The organism is Marinobacter similis (genome assembly GCF_000830985.1).
Lineage (GTDB): Bacteria > Pseudomonadota > Gammaproteobacteria > Pseudomonadales > Oleiphilaceae > Marinobacter > Marinobacter similis.
The window spans coordinates 2,916,837-2,935,084 of record NZ_CP007151.1 but is presented as its reverse complement, the minus strand read 5'-3'; the positions used below and the strand labels follow the sequence as shown (position 1 = coordinate 2,935,084).

Below are 18,248 nucleotides of genomic sequence, written 5' to 3'. Positions count from 1 at the left end.
ATCACTGGTGAGAAAACGCGCGATTATACCTTACCTCTGGCGGAAATGTCTTACCCTCACCCCGGTCAGCGCCAGCACCAGGAAGTAAACCGCAACACCAACGCCCACCAGCACCGCCATATCAGAAGCTCGCTGGAAGCCACCGGCCGCCAGCCACTCGCTTACGGGCGCCTTGAGCCAGAAAATGCTCGCCGCGAGCGCCAGGTTCGCACTGACAATCTGGAGCAGGAAACGCCCCCACCCGGGCTGCTGCGCCAGGCACCCTGATTGCGCAACCCGCGCCAGAGAAGATAGCCATTGAGCCAGGCCGACAGGGAGGTCGCCAGCGCAAGGCCGGCATGGGCCAGCGGGATGACCAGCATGAGATTGAAGGCCATATTGGCAACCATGGCGATCACGCCGATCTTGACCGGTGTTTTGGTGTCCTGCCGGGCAAAGAACCCCGGCGCCAGAACCTTGATCAGCATGAACGCAAGCAGGCCGGCGGAATAGGCACGCAGACTCTGGGCCGACATCAACACGTCGCGATCAGTCACTTCGCCGTAATGGAACAGGGTTGCAATGAGGGGCTCCGCCAACAGTGCCAGCGCTACCGCAGCCGGCAGACCGATCAGCAGGACGGCACGCACGGCCCAGTCGAGGGTGGCCGCAAACTGATCCGCGGACTCCGCCGCGTGTTTACGGGACAGGCTGGGCAGGATGACGGTGGCAATGGCGATGCCGAACACGCCCAGAGGCAGCTCCGACAGGCGGTCCGAGTAGTACAGCCAGGACACACTGCCGGTCTGGAGAAACGATGCCAGCACGGTATCCAGCAGCAGGTTGATCTGACTCACCGATACCCCGAACAGCGCCGGCGCCATCAAACGGAGAATACGGCCAACCCCCTCGTGCCGGTAATCAACCCGGGGACGCGGCAACAGACCCAGGCGCATCAGGAACGGCAGCTGAAAGAAAAGCTGCAGGGCACCGGCGATGAACACACCCCAGGCCAGCGCCATAACCGGCTCGGCCATTAGCGGCGTCAGGTAAATGGCGGCGCCAATCATCGCCAGATTGAGCAAAACCGGGGTAAAGGCGGGCACGGCAAACCGGTCGTAGCTGTTCAGTATGCCCCCGGCAAACGCCGTCAATGAGATCAGCAGCAGATACGGAAAGGTGATGCGCAGCATGTCGCTGGCCAGGGCGAACTTGACCTCTTCCTCCAGGAAACCGGGCGCAAAGACCGCGGTCAGCACCGGAGCGCCCAGCATGGCCACGAGGGTGACCGCCAACAGAATCAGCCCCAGCGAACCCGCCACCGCGTCAACCAGTCGCTTGACCTCCGACACCGGCTGATGCTCGCGGTAGGAGGACAGCACCGGCACAAATGCCTGGGAAAAGGCACCTTCAGCAAACAGGCGGCGGAGGAAATTGGGGATCTTGAACGCCACAAAGAAAGCGTCGGCACCGGCGCCCGCACCGAAATAACGGGCTATGACCATGTCCCGAACCAGGCCCAGCACCCGGGACAGCATGGTCATGGCACCAACAAGCCCGGAGGAACGTAACAGTCCCGGGGCCTTTGGCAGGCTTTTTTGCTCGGTCTTGGTTTCGGGTTCCGATGACATGCAGGTACTGATCTGGCGTTAGACGGCGATACGGCAAGGCGTCTCGGAAACTACTAGCTCAGCCCGGACACCCTCACCCAATGAGCCGCGAGTTTAGCACAGGCCTCTCGTGCCGGGGGATGACCGGGTGATGAAATGACCAATGGTCTTGACATTTCAGGGTTTCAGCGGCATAGTTCCGCGTCATTTATTTCGACGCGCTGGTTTTGGCGCGCCCGCGATGTAACGAATCATTCAGCAACGAATTTTAGATTTTCAGGAGTTTTACGGTGGCAAATACCCCGCAAGCCAAAAAGCGCGCACGTCAGAACGAGAAGAACCGCAAGCACAACGCAAGCCTGCGTTCTATGGCTCGTACTTACATGAAAAAAATCCAGACCAAGATTGAGTCCGGCAACTACGAAGAAGCACAGGCTGCTTTCAAGCAGGCCCAGCCGATTCTGGACAGCATGGTCAACAAAGGCATCTTTGCTAAAAGCAAAGTCGCTCGTCATAAGAGCCGCCTGAGCGCCAAGATCAAGTCTCTGAAGAGCGCGTAAGCGGCATTCTCTTCAGAAACAAAAAAACCGGCCAACTGGCCGGTTTTTTTGTGTCTGCACTTTTTATATCTACACTTTTTATATCTACACTTTTTATATCTACACTTCGGATCTACACGAGAACCAGATTATCCCGATGAATCATCTCGTCACCTGAAACATACCCCAACACCTCGGCAATCCGATCACTGGAGCGCCCGGCGATCGCCCTGGCCTCATCCGCATCGTAATTGACCAGGCCACGGGCAACCTCTTTGCCCGACGAATCGACGCAAGACACCATCTCGCCCCGACGAAACTGACCAACAACCTCCCTGACCCCAACCGGCAGCAGACTTCGACCACCCAGACAGACAACCTTGACCGCACCATCGTCCAGACTCAGCTTGCCGCGAGTTTGCAGATGACTCGCCAGCCACTGCTTGCGCGCAGCGACCCTTCCCTGCTCTGGCAGCAGCAGCGTGCCTACCACGTCCCCCTGACGCAGACGGGTAATCACACCTTCGATCCGCCCACCAACGATAACCGTAAAGGCACCGGAGCGGGCCGCCAGTCGGGCAGCACGAACCTTTGTCAGCATACCACCGCGCCCGAGCGCACCGGCGCCACCGCCAGCCATGGCATCAAGCGCCGGATCACCGGCCTTGCTCTCGGCTACCAGCGAGGCATCAGCGTGCTTGCGCGGGTCTTTATCGAACAAGCCTAGCTGATCGGTCAGGATAATCAGGCCGTCGGCCTCAATCAGGTTGGCAACCAGGGCACCGAGGGTATCGTTGTCGCCAAACCGGATCTCGTCGGTGACCACCGTGTCGTTTTCATTCACGATTGGCACCACGCCAAGGTCCAGAAGCGCTCGCAAGGTGCCGCGACCGTTCAGGTAGCGCTTGCGATCCGAGAGGTCATCGTGGGTCAGCAAAATCTGTGCAGCATGCAAACCATGGCGCCGGAACTGAGCTTCCCAGGTTTGCACCAGCCCATCTGCCCCACCGCGGCGGCAGCCTGGAGCTCATGCAGGTGCTGCGGCCGCGCTTTCCAACCCAGCCGGCTCATGCCCTCGGCCACGGAACCGGAGGACACGATCACGACTTCCACACCCTCTTCAATCAAACCGGCAATCTGATCGACCCACAGGCCCAACGAGGCCACATCCAGGCCTTTACCGTCGTTGGTCAGCAGGCACTGCCGATTTTGATGACCAGGCGCTTGGCCCGACGCAGATGGGTGCGCTCACTCATGATCCGTGCGACTCTCTTCGTTTACTCGGGGGCGTAGACCACTTCGACGTCGTAATCATCGTCATCGAAGTCGTCGTCATCGTCGTCGTCCTGACGGGCCGCACGACGCGCCTGGCGCTCCGCTTCGATCCGAACACGGGCCTCCTCGTCCATCCGGCGCTGGCGAGCAGCTTCGCGCTCGGCCACCTCAGGATTCTGAGTTTCTTCCTCGGCCTGCTGCTCAATCCAGCGCATCACGGCCTGGATCAACGGCTTGGTACCTTCACCACTGAGCGCGGAGATCCAGAACACCGGCCCCTTCCAGCCCAGCTCGTCGACGATAGCCTGACAGTGGGCATCGCGATCTTCCTCGGCGACCATATCCACCTTGTTCAGCACCAGCCAGCGCTCACGCTCAGCCAGAGTTTCACTGAACTTCTCCAACTCATGCTCGATCGCACGCACCGCGTCGACCGGTGAGGAGCCGTCATAGGGAGCCACATCCACCAGATGCAAGAGCAAACGGGTGCGAACCAGGTGCTTGAGGAAACGGATGCCAAGGCCAGCACCCTCCGCCGCACCTTCAATCAAGCCGGGAATATCGGCGATCACAAAACTCTGATGCGCCTGCACACTGACCACACCAAGATTGGGTACCAGCGTGGTAAACGGATAGTCGGCCACTTTCGGCCGCGCCGCCGAGACCGAACGGATAAACGTGGACTTGCCTGCATTGGGCATACCGAGAAGACCAACGTCCGCCAGCACTTTCAGCTCAAGACGGAGATTTCGCAGCTCACCCTCGGAACCCTTGGTGGTCTGTCGGGGCGCCCGGTTCACCGAGGACTTGAAACGAGTATTGCCAAGGCCATGAAAGCCGGCCTGAGCCACTTTCAAACGCTCGCCGGCGCGGGTCAGATCACCCAACACCTCATGGGTATCCATATCCACCACGGTGGTTCCCACCGGCACCGGCAACACCAGGTCTTCGCCCTTGTTGCCTGTGCAATTACGACCCGAACCAGGCTGGCCATTCTGAGCCTTGTGCTTACGCTGGAACCGATAGTCGATCAGCGTATTCAACGCACTTTCCGCTTCCAGATACACGGAGCCACCGTCACCACCGTCGCCGCCGTCGGGACCGCCCTTTGGCACGTATTTCTCGCGCCGAAAACTGAGGCAACCATGTCCGCCTTTTCCAGCTTCAACGATGATGGTGGCTTCGTCTACGAATTTCATTGATAAACCCTTTGCGCTTCGCGCATAAACTAAAAAGCCCCGCAGCCTCTAGGAAGCTTTGCGGGGCTCCTGGCAACTCTGATATCTGATGATATCAGGGCCACCTAAGGTTCGACAGAACCGGATCGCCGCTGCTTACGCAGCAGGAACGATGCTCACGAACTTACGGCTCTGCGGGCCTTTGACCTCGAACTTCACCTGACCTTCCGCTTTCGCGAATAGGGTGTGGTCCTTGCCAATGCCTACATTGTTACCAGCGTGGAAACGGGTTCCGCGCTGACGAACGATGATGCTGCCTGCAGATACATTTTCGCCGCCATAACGCTTCACACCAAGTCGTTTCGACTCGGAATCGCGACCGTTACGGGTACTACCTGCTGCTTTTTTGTGAGCCATTACCAGCCTCCTTCTCTAAGGGGTAATTCGAGAGCCTCAGCCCTTGATACCCGTGATCTTGACTTCAGTAAACCACTGACGGTGGCCCTGACGCTTCATGGAATGCTTCCGACGACGGAACTTGATGATCTGAACCTTGTCGTGACGACCGTGGCTGACCACTTCCGCAGTCACTTTGGCGCCATCTACAACCGGCGCACCTACCTGAACCTTGTCGCCGTCGGAAACCAGCAGAACGCGATCGAACTCAACGTTGCCACCAGTTTCAACTTCCAGCTTTTCCAGCTTCAGTGTTTCGCCTTCTTTTACACGGTGCTGTTTACCACCGCTAACAATAACTGCGTACATTAACCTTCTCCGCGATTGACCCATCCCTGCTCTTATCCACCTGGTTCTAAGGGAAGCTCTTTGGCAACCCTATAGCAGGGAGCGCAGGTTGGGATGAGTTGGGCGCGTGATTGTACGAAAAGGTGCCGCGCAATACAAGCCAAGTTGACACTGTAGGCAGCAATACCTAGCATTGCCGCGACCTGCCCGAAATATCACTGGCCGCTTTCATCAAACAGTAGCCATCCAATAGAAACAAGGGATCAACAAGCCGCATGACAGCCCAGCGCATTTACGACACCGTGGCCGACGACTTCAGCCGCGTCAACGACCTGATCATCCAGCGGCTGTCATCAGACGTTCCCTTGGTGGAAAAGATTGCCCAATACATTATTGAGAGCGGAGGCAAGCGCCTGCGGCCCCTGCTGGTGCTGCTTTCCAGCCAGGCCGCCGGCTACAGCGGCAGTAATCACCTGAAACTGGCCGCGGTGATCGAGTTCCTGCACACCGCCACCCTGCTCCATGACGACGTGGTCGATACCTCGGACATGCGCCGGGGCCGGAGCACCGCCAATGCCCGCTGGGGCAACGCACCCAGCGTTCTGGTAGGGGATTTCCTCTACGCACGGGCGTTCGAGATGATGGTGGAGCTGGAAAGCCTGCCAATCATGAACGTACTCTCACACGCCACCGCGGTCATTGCCGAGGGCGAAGTGATGCAGCTAATGAACGTCAAAAACCCGGATCTCACCGAAGAGCAGTACATGAAGGTCATTCACAACAAGACCGCCATGCTGTTTGAAGCCGCGTCCCACTCCGGCGCCCTGCTGGCCGGCGCCAGCCAACAGCAGGAGAAGGCGCTTCAGGACTACGGTAAACACCTGGGCCTGGCGTTCCAGCTGGTAGACGACGTTTTGGATTACCGCGGCGATGCTGAAACCATGGGCAAGAACGTTGGCGACGACCTGGCAGAAGGCAAGGCCACGCTGCCACTGATTCACGCCATGGCCAATGGCAGTGACGAAGAGCGACAGCTCATCCGTCAGGCCATCCGCAAAGGTGGTCTGGACGACCTGTCCCAGATTGTTGCCATTGTCGAGAGCTCTGGCGCCCTGGAATACACTATGGCGCGAGCCCGGGCTGAAGCAGCGCAGGCCGCCGAATGCCTGTCCGGACTTGCCGACTCCAGCCACAAGACCGCACTCACCCTACTTACTGAAGTAGCCGTGGCCCGGGTTAGCTAAGCGCTTCCCGGCCATGGGGAGCGTCCAGCTCAACCTGGGGCCCGACCGGAACTACCTGAGTCGGGTTAATGGTGCACTGGCTAACGTAGTAATGACGCTTAATCTGCTCCAGATCCACGGTCTCAGCCACACCGGGCACCTGATACAGATCCCGCACGTAAGCTGACAAGGCCGGGAAATCGGCAATCCGCTGGCGATTGCATTTGAAGTGACTGAAGTAAACCGTGTCAAACCGGATCAAGGTCGTGAACAAACGCCAGTCGGCCTCAGTCAGTTGATGACCTACCAGATAGCGCTGGGTCGACAACCGGTCCTCCAGCCAATCCAGCGACTGGAACAGATCAGCATAAGCCTCTTCGTATTTATCCTGCGCCGTCGCAAAGCCTGCCTTGTACACCCCATTATTAACGGTGTGATAAACCCGCTCATTGACGGCTTCAATGTCTGAATGAAGCTCAGCCGGGTAAAAATCCAGCTCCGCTTTGACCCCATCCAGCCGTCGAAAGCAGAATTCAGCATTCTGATGATGTCCGCCGACTCATTACTGACAATGGTCTGCTGGTGGGTATCCCAAAGCACCGGCACCGTCACCCGGCCAGAATAGGTGGGTGCAGCCCGGGTGTAGAGCTGATGCATAAACTGACTGTTGTACAGGTGATCCCGGTGCTTCTCATCATCGGGTCGGAACTCCCAACCGTTCTCCACCATATCAGGATGGACGACAGACACGGCAATGTGCGGCTCCAGCCCCTTGAGCTTGCGAAAAATCAGGGTCCGGTGCGCCCAGGGACAGGCCATGGAGACATACAGATGGTAACGACCGGACTCGGCCTGAAAGCCACCCTCACCCTGAGGCCCCGGTGCTCCGTCTGCAGTGACCCAGTTACGGAAGCGCGCGGCTTCCCGCTCGAATTTGCCTCCAGTCTTATCGGTGTCGTACCACCTGTCGTGCCATTTGCCGTCCACAAGAAGACCCATCTATACACTCCCGTTAAAATTTCTGATCGTGACCGTCCGTCTACAATTTATTGCCAACGGGGTCATCCACATTTAACGGGAAGAATAACGAGTACCCTGCTACCCTCTCAAACAAGCATTTCTGGCCAACAACTTCAGATATTTCGAACATGCACACAGCCATCACCATCGACGCCCTTAAAGTTCTCGACGCCATTGACCGCAAAGGCAGTTTTGCCGGCGCCGCCAATGAACTGTTCCGGGTGCCCTCGGCCATCAGCTACACCGTGCAAAAGCTGGAAGAAGACCTCAACGTTGCCATTTTCGACCGCAGCGGGCACCGTGCCAGCCTAACACCGGCTGGCCGTTACCTGCTCGACGAAGGCCGCACGCTTCTGGAGGCGGCGGAGAATCTTGCCCATACCACCAAACAGGTCGCTCAAGGCTGGGAAACGCGCCTGCGTATCGGCTTCAACTCGCTGCTGCCGGCAACGTGCCTGTTTCCGGCGGTTCGGGAATTCTACGCGCTGGGCGTGCCGGTTGATGTGCAGATTGTCGAAGAGGTATTTGCTGGCTCCTGGGATGCCCTGCAGGACCGCCGCGTTGACCTGATTCTCGGCGCCGACCAATCCAGCAAACCCGCTGGCAATTTCACCACCCAAGCCCTGGGCACCATACCCTTCGTGTTTGCAGTCGCCCCTGACCATCCGTTGGCGAAAACCAGCGAGGCCCTGACTGAGGACGATATCACCGAATACCCGGCGGCGGTGGCAGCCGATACCTCGCGCTCGCTCCCACCCGGTCATGCCGGCATTTTCCGGCGCCAACGCACACTCACGGTTGCCAACATCGACCAGAAGATCGCTGTCCAGGAATCCGGCCTTGGGGTCGGATGGCTGCCACTACCCCGGATTCGTGAGCAACTCAAGCGAGGAAGCCTCATCACCAAGGAGGTGCACGAGCCCAGGCCCCCAATCATGCTGCATGTAGCCCGGCATGCGGACGATCAGGGCAAGGCGCTGATGTGGTTCTGGGATCGGCTAACCACCGATGCTTCTATCAAGGAATGGCTCGCCAACTGAACCGGTGCACGATAACGTGGCCGTGGTAGAGCCAGGTTTTTGGCGGCAGAGCCAACGGGACAAACCCGCTGTTCGCGTATACTGAGCGAACTTTAGCGCCAAGGGAGTTTATTGATGCGGCAGTTGTCGGAACTGGATGCCTCGTTCCTGTACCTGGAATCAGAAACCACGCCCATGCACATTGGGGGCATCTATCTGTTCGACGCCAGCGAGCAGAAAACGCCCCTGGCGTTCAGCACTTTTGTCGCTTACCTCCGAAGCCGTCTGCATGTGGTCCCGGTCTTTCGCCAGCGTTTGAAGGAGATCCCCATTCGCCTGGGCCGTCCCTACTGGATTGACGATCCCGATTTCAGCATCGAGCGCCACCTGGCCTACGTCAGCCTAGGGGAACATGGCCGAAGGGATACTTTGGAGACTCTGGCGTCGAAGATCCTGGAAGAGCCGCTGAAACGGGACCGACCACTATGGCACATCACCTTTGTGGACGGCTTCCGGCTGAACGATGATGATCCCGACAGTCATGGCTTTGCCCTCATTGTGCGGCTGCACCATGCGGCCATCGACGCGTTTAGCGGCGAGGACATCCTGAGTAATCTGCTGGAATACACCCCAGAACCGCGTCCGATCCATGCTCCGCGTCCCTGGCAACCGCGCCCTGCGCCGTCGGAAGAACGCGTTATGCTCCAGGCCGGCGCCAACATCCTGAGAACACCAGTGCAATTTACCGCCCTGGCGGTCAATGCCGCCCAGGCCACCGCACGAGGCCTGATCCAGAAGCAATTGCGCAAGCTGCCCATGCCCTTTCCGCTGTTCTCCGCGCCGCACAGCCCGTTTAACCGGCAAATCACGGCCAATCGGCAAATCGTCTCTGCCAATGTCGACCTGGCGCGGCTCAAGGCGATCAAAGCCACACTGGGGGACGTCACGCTCAATGATGTGGTTTTGGGGCTGTGTGCCGAAACCCTTCGCCGGTACAGCGTTGATCACAAGGCCGACACCCGGAAATCGCTAATCGCCATGACCCCCATTTCGGTGCGCTCCAACAGCCTGCGCAGGGCTACCGGCAACCAGATGTCGGCGATGCTGCTGGATTTGTCCACCTGTGAGCCGGACCCGGCCTTGCGGATACGCCGCATTCACTGGAATGCGGTCGCCTCGGAACCCTACCGGGAAGCCATTGCCGCCGATCGACTGACCGAACTACTGCCCTCGACCATGCTGGCATTGTCTGCCCGGCTGTACTCGGAACTGCAGATTGCGCAACGCTACCAGCCGGCATTCAATCTCCCGATCACCAATGTTCCGGGCCCCCAGGTTCCGCTGTACCTGCAGGGCGCAAGACTGGTCCAGCAATACAACACCGCACCACTGTTCGACAGCATGGGACTGGTGATCGTCGCGGTCAGCTACCAGGGCAGTCTCACATTGAACTTTACCTTGTGCCCCGATGTGGTCGCCGATGGTGCCTCCCTGGCCGGCTATGTTGAGGAAAGCCTGGACGCTATCGAGACTGCAGCGAACTCACTAGAACCGGAGGAAGACTCGGAGGAAGGCTATGCGTCGTCACACCAAACCTTGACTGACGATGTGCTGACCGCGCTGGAAGGGGTTTTGAAAAAAGCGCTGCACCGATTTCGCACCTAAAGGACTACCGACCCACCCAAGGGCAGGCCGGCGTCTTGCTATGGCCGTTATTCAAAGGCCCAGCGCAGGAAAGCTTTCTTCTCGTCTTCGGTGGCTGTTGCCCAAACCGCCTTGAGTCTCTCTAGCGCATTCTCATCGGCTGAATCGACCGCACGGCTTGCAGGGATAGGCGTGCGGTCAGAGGTTGGCTCAGGCGCCCAGACCTGAGAGGTCGCTACCGCCTGACCGTCTTCGTTGACGACTGTGGCCATGAACGTCTCCGCCATTTGCTCGGCCTCGGCGCGGGATTCCGGCTCAGGAAAACTAAAGCGATACACTTCGTCCTGCTTGGCGTTGAAACGGACAACTTGAGGTTCACTCAGGTACACGTGCACCTTTGATTCGCCATTCTCAACCACACCGGACTTGGCCCAGATAGTCTTATGAGTGAACACCACTTCGTTCTCACCGGGCAATAGGGCGTAGTCCAGCGCCAGATCGTCCATCAGGAAGCTGCTCATATTGCGGTCGTTTACCTGGGTAACTTTAATGTCGCCGGGGGCTTTCAACGTAGAAGCCTGGCTTGCTTCTTCCGGCTCCCCTTCCCAGGTCTCTACCCGCGTCATAGAGGATGAACAGCCGGCCAGCGCGACCACCAGAACACTCGCCACCAGTGAACGCGAAACCCGCCTGATTGAACGACCAAGCGTCGGCTGAGACGATGAAGCTTGCGTAATACCCATGAAATCTCCTTGAAGTGAACGGTAAAGGCCCTGAGGTTAGCACCCGATTGATGGCATTTTGACGAGTGCGCCCAGCCAGGGCAAGCCATCTCGCCTAATCAACCGCGCCGGAACCGGCCGCGATTTTGCCGATCCTAATAGCCACCGACACCGTGGAATTGTAAAAAAGTGTTGAATTCCGGCGGAATTGGATTAATTTTATACAGATTGGCCAAAGAAACGCTGCGAACGATGCAGGTCGGTCGGCAGCGGGCACAGGAGACGTTATGGATACCCAAATCAGATCGGGAGAAGCCGGGCCCGTTCCCTTTAGAAGTAGCCGGTTCTTCTGCGTCGGCAGCAAATGGTACTTCACCACTCGGGAAGGGTTTGACAGTGGACCTTTCGCATCCAGGGAGCGTGCCGAAACCGGGCTGCGCCGATTTCTGCACGTCGTAAGACTGCTACCAGAGGAGCAACAGCTGCACTGATCGGCCCATCAGGCAAACGCCGGCTCAAGCAATGAACGGCAACAACCATCGATCAATGGCGAGCATGGACAGCATCGCCATCAACCCTGCCACCACGTCATCCACCATGATCCCCAGCCCTCCCGGCAGACGATCGTCCAGCCAGTTAATCGGCCATGGCTTCAGGACATCAAACAGCCTGAACAGGGTAAATGCCAGTAAAACCCCGACTATCTGCTCCGGGAACAGGCCCAGGGCGATCCACATGCCCACGAACTCGTCCCAGACTATGCCACCGTGATCATGAACCTTCAGGTCCCGCGCAGTTTTGCCGCACAGCCAGATACCCACCAGAAAGGCCACCAGAACAATACCCCAGTAAACCGGCCCCGGCAGCCACGCGAAGGTGTACCACAAGGGAATAGCAGCCAGACTGCCCCAGGTTCCGGGCGCCCTCGCCGCCGCCCCACTACCAAAACCAAACGCCAGGAGGTGCACCGGATTCTTCAAAAAGCCCGGCGGCAACAACGCCTGCGGCAAATCCGGTTCGGGAAAATCGTCCTGACTCATGCCTTGCTCCTGAAATGGTCGAAACCTGCACCCGGTCTGTCGGACAGGCTGGGGCTATCCTTGATGTGCAGCCCGGCATCCCGATTCACGGTGCCGATAACAGTCATCTGATCGCGAATTACGTCCGAAGCGCCCTGCCAGAGCGCCTCGGGAATGGTAACGCAGAGTTCGTAATCGTCTCCGGCATTTAAAGCGTAGTCTACCGCGTGTGCACCCTTCAGCCTGGAGAGCGCAGGCGACAGCGGGATCAAGGCCGGATCGATGGTGGCACCAGCCTTCGAGGCTTCCAGAATGTGCCCCAGATCGGCCATCAAACCATCGGATATATCAATGGCTGAAGTTGCTAGCCCGATTAACGACTCACCGAGTTCCAGGCGCGGGTGCGGATGATGGTAACGCTCAAGCAGCTGAGCCATGTCATCGGTGGGTTGCGCTTCCTGAAGGTAGTCCAGAGCCGCGCCCGCGTCGCCCAATGTGCCAGACACGCAAATCAAATCCCCTGCTCGGGTTCCGGAACGTTTCAAGCCACGACCTTCTGCCACAGTTCCATGAACCTGCACACTCAATGACAATGGCCCGCGAGTGGTATCGCCACCTGCCAGCGCCAACCGAAACGTTTGGCTGGCATCGGCGAGTCCACGAGCAAAGCCTGTAAGCCAGTGATCGTCTGCTTCCGGCAGCGTTAGGGCCAGGGTAAAGCAGGCCGGCTCAGCGCCCATCGCGGCCAGGTCACTGGCAGCTGCGGCGAGGACACGCCAACCAAGGTATTCGGGAGGATAGGATTCGGGAAAGTGGATGCCCTCCACCATGGTATCGATGGAGAACACCAGATCACGACCGGGGGGAATGCGCTGAATCGCACAGTCATCTCCGGGCCCCAGCACCAGTGCACCGTTGGACCCGGAGCGAGCTAGAGGCAGGAAATGCTTTTGGATCAGCTCAAACTCGCCCATGCCCTAGCGGGGACGTGTCTCTGCCAGACGCAAGCGACGGCTGAGCTTGTCCAGAACACTGTTGACGAACTTATGGCCTTCCGTACCACCGAAGCGCTTTGCCATTTCAATGCCTTCGTTGATCACCACCTTGTACGGCACGTCCAGGCGATGCTTCAACTCATAGGCGCCGAGGCGAACGATGGCCAGTTCAATGGCATCCACTTCATGCAGCGGGCGATCCAGGTACGGCTCAAGCACCTGGTCGAGATCGGCCTGCTCCCGGTGCACGCCCCGCAACAGGTCGCGAAAATACAGCAGATCCACCTTGGCCATGTCGTTATCAACCATGAACTCGGCCTCAATGTCCGAAATCGAGCTCTTGCTGAAGTGGCGCTGGTACAGTCCCTGCAGAGCCAGGGCCCGGGCGCGGCGACGATCGCCGGCTTTGGGCTGGCCGCTCGGGGCTGGCTGTGGGGTGTTATCGTCAATTGCGCTCATTACTCACCCAGCTTCTTGAACAGGCTGACCATTTCCAGCGCGGTAATGGCGGCTTCCGCGCCCTTGTTACCGGCTTTGGTGCCTGAACGTTCGATAGCCTGTTCGATAGAATCCACGGTTAGCACACCAAAGGTAACCGGTACGTCGGTTTCCAGGCTGACTGCGCCCAGACCACTGGAGGCTTCACCGGCGACATACTCGAAATGAGGCGTACCACCACGAATCACAGCGCCCAGAGCAATGATTGCGTCGTAGTTGGAGGCCTCGGCAACGCGTTTTACCGCCAGCGGCATCTCGTACGCGCCCGGTACACGGATAATGGTAATGTCATCGTCTGAAATGCCGTGGCGGCGCAGGGTATCTACTGCGCCGTCCACCAGGCTTTCAACTACGAAGCCGTTAAACCGGCCGACGACCAGCGCGTACCGTCCGCTGCACTGGGTAAAATCACCTTCAATTACTTTGATATCTGCCATGCATGGCTCCTTCACGGGTCACGACGCGTTGGTCATGACCGGGTTAATCAATTAGGGGTATAGGGAACGTATTCAACCACTTCCAGATCGAATCCGGAGATGGCGGAGAACTTGATCGGCGGACTCAACAGGCGCATTTTACCAACGCCGATGTCCCGCAGAATCTGGGATCCGGTACCCACGGTGAAATACACACCGGAACTGCCCTTGCCAGCGGAGCCTTGCCCTTCATCAAAGAACTCGTGGATACGGTCTTCCAGGTTGTAGCTGTCCTCAGCACTGTTCAGTAACACCACGACGCCCCGGCCCTCGGCTGCCACTTTCTCCAGAGCGTGGTGCAACGGCCAGCTGCGGGAATCCTTGCGGCGGGCGCCGAGCAGATCGCGCAGGGTGTCGGTAATGTGCACACGCACATGCACCGGCTCTTCAGCGCGGATATCACCCATGACCATAGCCAGGTGGGTGGCACCCTGGATATTGTCACGGTAGGTGCGCAGGTTGAACTTGCCGTACTCGGTGTCCAGCGTGTTCTCTTCCACGCACTCAATGGTGCGCTCATTCATGGTGCGGTAGTGGATCAGATCGGCAATGGTGCCAATCTTCAGATCGTGCTCCTCGGCAAACCGCTCAAGGTCTTCCCGACGAGCCATGGAGCCATCGTCGTTCATGATCTCGCAGATCACGCCCGCCGGCTCCGATCCGGCCAATGCAGCCAGGTCGCAGGACGCCTCGGTGTGCCCGGCGCGGCTGAGTACGCCACCGGGATCGGCCATCAGCGGGAAGATGTGACCCGGCTGGACCAGATCCGACGCTTTGGCATCCCTGGCCACTGCGGCCTGAACTGTGCGCGCGCGGTCGGCAGCGGAAATACCGGTGGTCACACCCTCTTTTGCTTCAATCGACAGCGTGAACTTGGTGCCAAAACCAGAGGCATTCTGATGCACCATCAGCGGCAGGCCCAGCTGTTCACAGCGATCCCGGGTCATAGGCATACAGATCAGGCCTCGGCCGAAACGGGCCATGAAATTGATGGCTTCGGCGGAGCAGTGTTCAGCCGCCATCACCAGATCGCCTTCGTTTTCGCGATCCTCATCATCCATCAGGATGACCATCTTGCCCTGACGGATATCTTCGATGATTTCTTCAATGCTGTTCAGTGCCATACAGTTTTGCACCCTTGCGGTTTGCCGGCAGCCTCGGGTTGCCGGGACACCTTGAATTTAATGATTACTGGCGCGCCAGGATCAGTCGCTGATCCTCACCCACCTGACGTCGATCAAGCACTTTCCACTGCACTTTGTCTGCCATGGACTCCAGTGGCAGATGCGCAGTCGGACGCCCGGTGCTGCCCAGAAACACCGGCGCCTGGTAGAGCCAGAGTTCGTCAACCAGGCCTTCATTAATGAAGGTGCCCGCGAGTGTTGGCCCGGCTTCCACCAGCAGTTCGTTGATGCCCAGCTCACCCAGGGAGTCCAGCAACTCCGCCACGTCGATGCCGTTATCTTTCCAGGCAACTCCGTTAATGCTTATCCCCAGGGCCGCCAGATCCTGCGCTGGCGCGGTCGCCAGGGTCGACGACGCACAGAACACCTGCACGTTGCCGCCCTTCAGGATGGTCGCCGAGGCCGGGGTACGGGCGTCCCGATCCGCAATGACCCGCAGCGGCTGCCGGGATGGCTCGGTGGCATCGCCAATATCTCCCAGCTCTTCCCGGCGGACGGTGAGCGATGGATCGTCTGCCAGCACCGTGCCAACACCGGTAACGATGGCGTCACTCATAGCGCGCAGACGCTGGACATCCTGACGCGCCTCGGCGCCGGTAATCCACTGGCTTTCACCCGATGCCATCGCGGTTCGACCATCCAGACTGGCCGCCATCTTCAAGCGCACCCAGGGGCGGCCGGTGTTCATGCGCTTCATGAAGCCCGGATTCAGGCGTGCCGCCTCTTCCGCCAGCACACCTTCAGTGACCTGAACACCCGCATCACGCAGCAGTTCCAGGCCGCGCCCGGATACCGACGGATTGGGATCTTTGGTTGCCGCAAACACATGCGCCACACCCGCATCAATCAGAGCCCGCGCGCACGGCGGTGTACGGCCAAAGTGGCTGCACGGCTCGAGCGTGACATAGGCCGTTGCTCCGCGGGCAGACGGACCGGCCTGACTTAGCGCCCGAATCTCGGCGTGCGCCTCACCGGCGCGTTCGTGCCAGCCTTCACCCAGAATTTCATCGCCCCGGGCAATAACGCAGCCCACCCGCGGGTTTGGGTGCGTTGAATAGCGGCCGCGCCAGGCAAGCTGAACCGCCCGCGCCATCATGGTCCGGTCACGGACGTCGATCATACGTTTCCTTTCGAGGATTGGTTGTCGGCCAGCGCCTTGGCCACATCTACCGCATTCTCGCCATTGGTCGCCGACAACCGTTCGATCTCTTCCTTAAATTCATTGATGTCCTGGAAGCTGCGATAAACCGACGCAAACCGCACGTAAGCAACCTTGTCCAGCTGCCGGAGTTCGGTCATCACTTCCTCACCCAACTGCATCGACTTGACCTCTCGCTCACCGGTAGCGCGAAGCCGGTACTTGATGCGATTCAATGCCGCATCAATCTGTTCGATACTCACTGGCCGTTTTTCCAGTGCCTTCATGATGCCGGACCGCAGCTTTTCCTCATCGAAAGGCTGACGAATCCCGTCCTGCTTGACCACGCGGGGCATGACCAGTTCAGCACTTTCGAAGGTGGTAAAACGTTCGTGGCAGGACAAGCACTCCCTGCGGCGACGCACCTGATCGCCCTCGGCCACCAGGCGCGAGTCGATCACCTTGGTATCTGCTTCACCACAAAAGGGACAATGCATAATCAAAGACTCCGGAAAGGAGCCGGCTCCGATCGCGTTAATACGCGGACGGAGCCGGCGGGTCTTGCCTGTAGTTTAGCCGTAGACCGGGAAACGGGCACACAGAGCAGCAACCTGCTCGCGTACGCGGTCGTTTACGGCGTCGTCTTCGAGGTTATCGAGGATGTCACAAATCCAGCCGGCCAGATCCCGGGACTCGGACTCACCGAATCCACGGGTGGTGATTGCCGGAGTGCCGATACGCAGACCGGAAGTGACGAACGGTGAACGCGGGTCGTTGGGAACCGCGTTCTTGTTGACGGTGATGTGAGCACGGCCCAGGGCGGCGTCCGCGTCTTTACCGGTGATGTCCTGCTTGATCAGGCTGACCAGGAACAGGTGGTTCTTGGTGCCACCGGAAACCACGTCGTATCCGCGCTCAACAAACACCTGGGCCATGGCGCTGGCGTTCTTGACCACTTGCTTCTGGTAGCTCTTGAACTCGTCGCTCATGGCTTCTTTGAAGCAGATCGCCTTGGCAGCAATTACGTGCATCAGCGGGCCGCCCTGGCCGCCCGGGAAGACTGCGGAATTCAGCTTCTTCTGCAGATCAGCGTCGTCGCAAGCCAGGATCAGGCCGCCACGAGGACCACGCAGGGTCTTGTGGGTGGTGGTGGCAACGACATGGGCGTGCGGCACCGGGTCCGGGTATACGCCTGCGGCGACCAGGCCAGCCACGTGCGCCATGTCGACAAACAGGTAAGCACCCACTTTATCGGCAATGGCACGGAAACGGGCAAAATCCAGCTCCTGGGAGTAAGCGGAGAAGCCGGCAATGATCATCTTCGGCTTATGCTCTACGGCCAGCGCTTCCACTTCGTCGTAATCGATCAGGCCGGTCTCCGGGTTGAGACCATACTGGACAGCGTTATAGATCTTGCCGGAAAAGTTGACGCTGGCACCGTGGGTCAGATGGCCACCGTGGGCCAGGCTCATGCCCAGAACGGTATCGCCCGGCTTCAGCAACGCCATGAACACCGCAGAGTTGGCCTGGGAGCCGGAGTGCGGCTGTACGTTGGCGTAAGCGGCACCGAACAGCTCTTTGGCGCGCTCGATGGCCAGATCTTCGGCGATGTCGACGAACTCACAACCACCGTAATAACGCTTGCCCGGGTAGCCTTCCGCGTACTTGTTAGTCAGCAGACTGCCTTGGGCCTCCATCACTCGGGGGCTGGTGTAGTTTTCGGATGCAATCAGCTCAATGTGAGCTTCCTGACGCTTCTCTTCCGCCTGCATGGCGTTCCAGAGTTCGTCATCAAAGCCGGCTATTTTCATTTCACGATTAAACATGGATGCGCTGCCCCTGTGTGCTTGACTGGCCCGGAGAGCTTTGGAATTCTCCGCAGGCTCCCTGAAAAATTGGGCCGCTATTCTATCTTACAAATGGGTAAAAAATCATCTTTTATGGGCCTCACAGGCCCTCCGCAGAAACCGGCACGCCGCAATCTG

The 18,248-nt window shown here is 58.8% G+C and carries 17 protein-coding genes and 3 pseudogenes; 5 read left to right on the top strand and 15 right to left on the bottom strand.

Annotated features, from left to right (window positions below; all coding sequences use genetic code 11):
• Positions 1-30: 30 nt before the first annotated feature.
• A pseudogene (gene murJ / locus AU14_RS13630) lies at positions 31-1,610 on the bottom strand (murein biosynthesis integral membrane protein MurJ).
• Between the two features lie 269 nt (positions 1,611-1,879).
• Here murJ and rpsT point away from each other — a divergent pair.
• On the top strand, positions 1,880-2,149 hold the full coding sequence (rpsT, locus tag AU14_RS13625; RefSeq protein WP_041341654.1) for a 30S ribosomal protein S20: 270 nt from the start codon (positions 1,880-1,882) through the stop codon (positions 2,147-2,149).
• A gap of 112 nt (positions 2,150-2,261) precedes the next feature.
• On the opposite strand, the pseudogene proB reads toward rpsT, so the two are convergent.
• The 4 genes and pseudogenes from proB to rplU form a co-directional block, all read right to left on the bottom strand.
• Positions 2,262-3,384, bottom strand: a pseudogene (gene proB / locus AU14_RS13620) (glutamate 5-kinase).
• 21 nt (positions 3,385-3,405) lie between these two features.
• Complete coding sequence (gene cgtA, locus AU14_RS13615; RefSeq protein ID WP_041341651.1) at positions 3,406-4,602, bottom strand: Obg family GTPase CgtA; 1,197 nt, start codon at positions 4,600-4,602, stop codon at positions 3,406-3,408.
• Between the two features lie 135 nt (positions 4,603-4,737).
• Positions 4,738-4,998: a 50S ribosomal protein L27 gene (gene rpmA, locus AU14_RS13610; protein WP_041341649.1), complete on the bottom strand. Its 261-nt coding sequence runs from the start codon at positions 4,996-4,998 to the stop codon at positions 4,738-4,740.
• A gap of 36 nt (positions 4,999-5,034) precedes the next feature.
• Positions 5,035-5,346: a 50S ribosomal protein L21 gene (rplU, locus tag AU14_RS13605; protein ID WP_041341647.1), complete on the bottom strand. Its 312-nt coding sequence runs from the start codon at positions 5,344-5,346 to the stop codon at positions 5,035-5,037.
• A gap of 254 nt (positions 5,347-5,600) precedes the next feature.
• On the opposite strand from rplU, the gene ispB reads away from it, so the two are divergent.
• A complete protein-coding gene (gene ispB, locus AU14_RS13600) occupies positions 5,601-6,569 on the top strand; it encodes an octaprenyl diphosphate synthase (RefSeq protein WP_041341644.1) in 969 nt (322 codons plus the stop codon).
• Here the strand turns inward: ispB and AU14_RS13595 are convergent.
• Positions 6,562-7,547: pseudogene (locus tag AU14_RS13595) on the bottom strand (glutathione S-transferase family protein). The gene ispB and the pseudogene AU14_RS13595 overlap by 8 nt on opposite strands.
• Before the next feature lie 149 nt (positions 7,548-7,696).
• Here AU14_RS13595 and AU14_RS13590 point away from each other — a divergent pair.
• Positions 7,697-8,608: a LysR substrate-binding domain-containing protein gene (locus tag AU14_RS13590; RefSeq protein WP_041341642.1), complete on the top strand. Its 912-nt coding sequence runs from the start codon at positions 7,697-7,699 to the stop codon at positions 8,606-8,608.
• Positions 8,609-8,722: 114 nt separating this feature from the next.
• Positions 8,723-10,252, top strand: a complete 1,530-nt coding sequence (locus AU14_RS13585) for a WS/DGAT/MGAT family O-acyltransferase (protein ID WP_041341640.1) — start codon at positions 8,723-8,725, stop codon at positions 10,250-10,252.
• A gap of 47 nt (positions 10,253-10,299) precedes the next feature.
• Here the strand turns inward: AU14_RS13585 and AU14_RS13580 are convergent, their stop codons facing one another.
• Positions 10,300-10,974 carry a DUF2057 family protein gene (locus AU14_RS13580; RefSeq protein WP_052472054.1) on the bottom strand — a complete coding sequence of 225 codons (675 nt, stop codon included), beginning with the start codon at positions 10,972-10,974 and terminating at the stop codon, positions 10,300-10,302.
• Between the two features lie 266 nt (positions 10,975-11,240).
• Between AU14_RS13580 and AU14_RS21840 the strand changes: the two genes are divergently transcribed.
• Complete coding sequence (locus AU14_RS21840; RefSeq protein ID WP_041341637.1) at positions 11,241-11,444, top strand: DUF6316 family protein; 204 nt, start codon at positions 11,241-11,243, stop codon at positions 11,442-11,444.
• 24 nt (positions 11,445-11,468) lie between these two features.
• Here the strand turns inward: AU14_RS21840 and AU14_RS13570 are convergent, their stop codons facing one another.
• The 8 genes from AU14_RS13570 to glyA form a co-directional block, all read right to left on the bottom strand.
• Positions 11,469-11,993, bottom strand: coding sequence for a phosphatidylglycerophosphatase A family protein (locus tag AU14_RS13570; protein ID WP_041341634.1), 525 nt, complete (start codon positions 11,991-11,993; stop codon positions 11,469-11,471).
• Positions 11,990-12,946, bottom strand: coding sequence for a thiamine-phosphate kinase (gene thiL / locus AU14_RS13565; RefSeq protein ID WP_041341631.1), 957 nt, complete (start codon positions 12,944-12,946; stop codon positions 11,990-11,992). Before thiL ends, AU14_RS13570 begins: the two co-directional genes overlap by 4 nt.
• Before the next feature lie 3 nt (positions 12,947-12,949).
• The gene (nusB, locus tag AU14_RS13560; protein ID WP_041341629.1) at positions 12,950-13,426 is read right to left on the bottom strand and encodes a transcription antitermination factor NusB; all 477 of its coding nucleotides are present in this window, start codon (positions 13,424-13,426) and stop codon (positions 12,950-12,952) included.
• The gene (gene ribH, locus AU14_RS13555) at positions 13,426-13,902 is read right to left on the bottom strand and encodes a 6,7-dimethyl-8-ribityllumazine synthase (RefSeq protein WP_041341626.1); all 477 of its coding nucleotides are present in this window, start codon (positions 13,900-13,902) and stop codon (positions 13,426-13,428) included. The genes nusB and ribH overlap by 1 nt, the downstream gene beginning before the upstream one ends.
• 47 nt (positions 13,903-13,949) lie before the next feature.
• Positions 13,950-15,065, bottom strand: coding sequence for a bifunctional 3,4-dihydroxy-2-butanone-4-phosphate synthase/GTP cyclohydrolase II (gene ribBA / locus AU14_RS13550; RefSeq protein WP_041341624.1), 1,116 nt, complete (start codon positions 15,063-15,065; stop codon positions 13,950-13,952).
• Between the two features lie 64 nt (positions 15,066-15,129).
• Positions 15,130-16,245 (bottom strand): bifunctional diaminohydroxyphosphoribosylaminopyrimidine deaminase/5-amino-6-(5-phosphoribosylamino)uracil reductase RibD, encoded by a 1,116-nt coding sequence (gene ribD / locus AU14_RS13545; protein WP_041341621.1) that lies wholly within the window; start codon positions 16,243-16,245, stop codon positions 15,130-15,132.
• Positions 16,242-16,760: a transcriptional regulator NrdR gene (nrdR, locus tag AU14_RS13540; RefSeq protein ID WP_041341619.1), complete on the bottom strand. Its 519-nt coding sequence runs from the start codon at positions 16,758-16,760 to the stop codon at positions 16,242-16,244. Before nrdR ends, ribD begins: the two co-directional genes overlap by 4 nt.
• A 75-nt stretch (positions 16,761-16,835) precedes the next feature.
• Positions 16,836-18,089: a serine hydroxymethyltransferase gene (gene glyA, locus AU14_RS13535; RefSeq protein WP_041341616.1), complete on the bottom strand. Its 1,254-nt coding sequence runs from the start codon at positions 18,087-18,089 to the stop codon at positions 16,836-16,838.
• Positions 18,090-18,248: the final 159 nt, after the last annotated feature.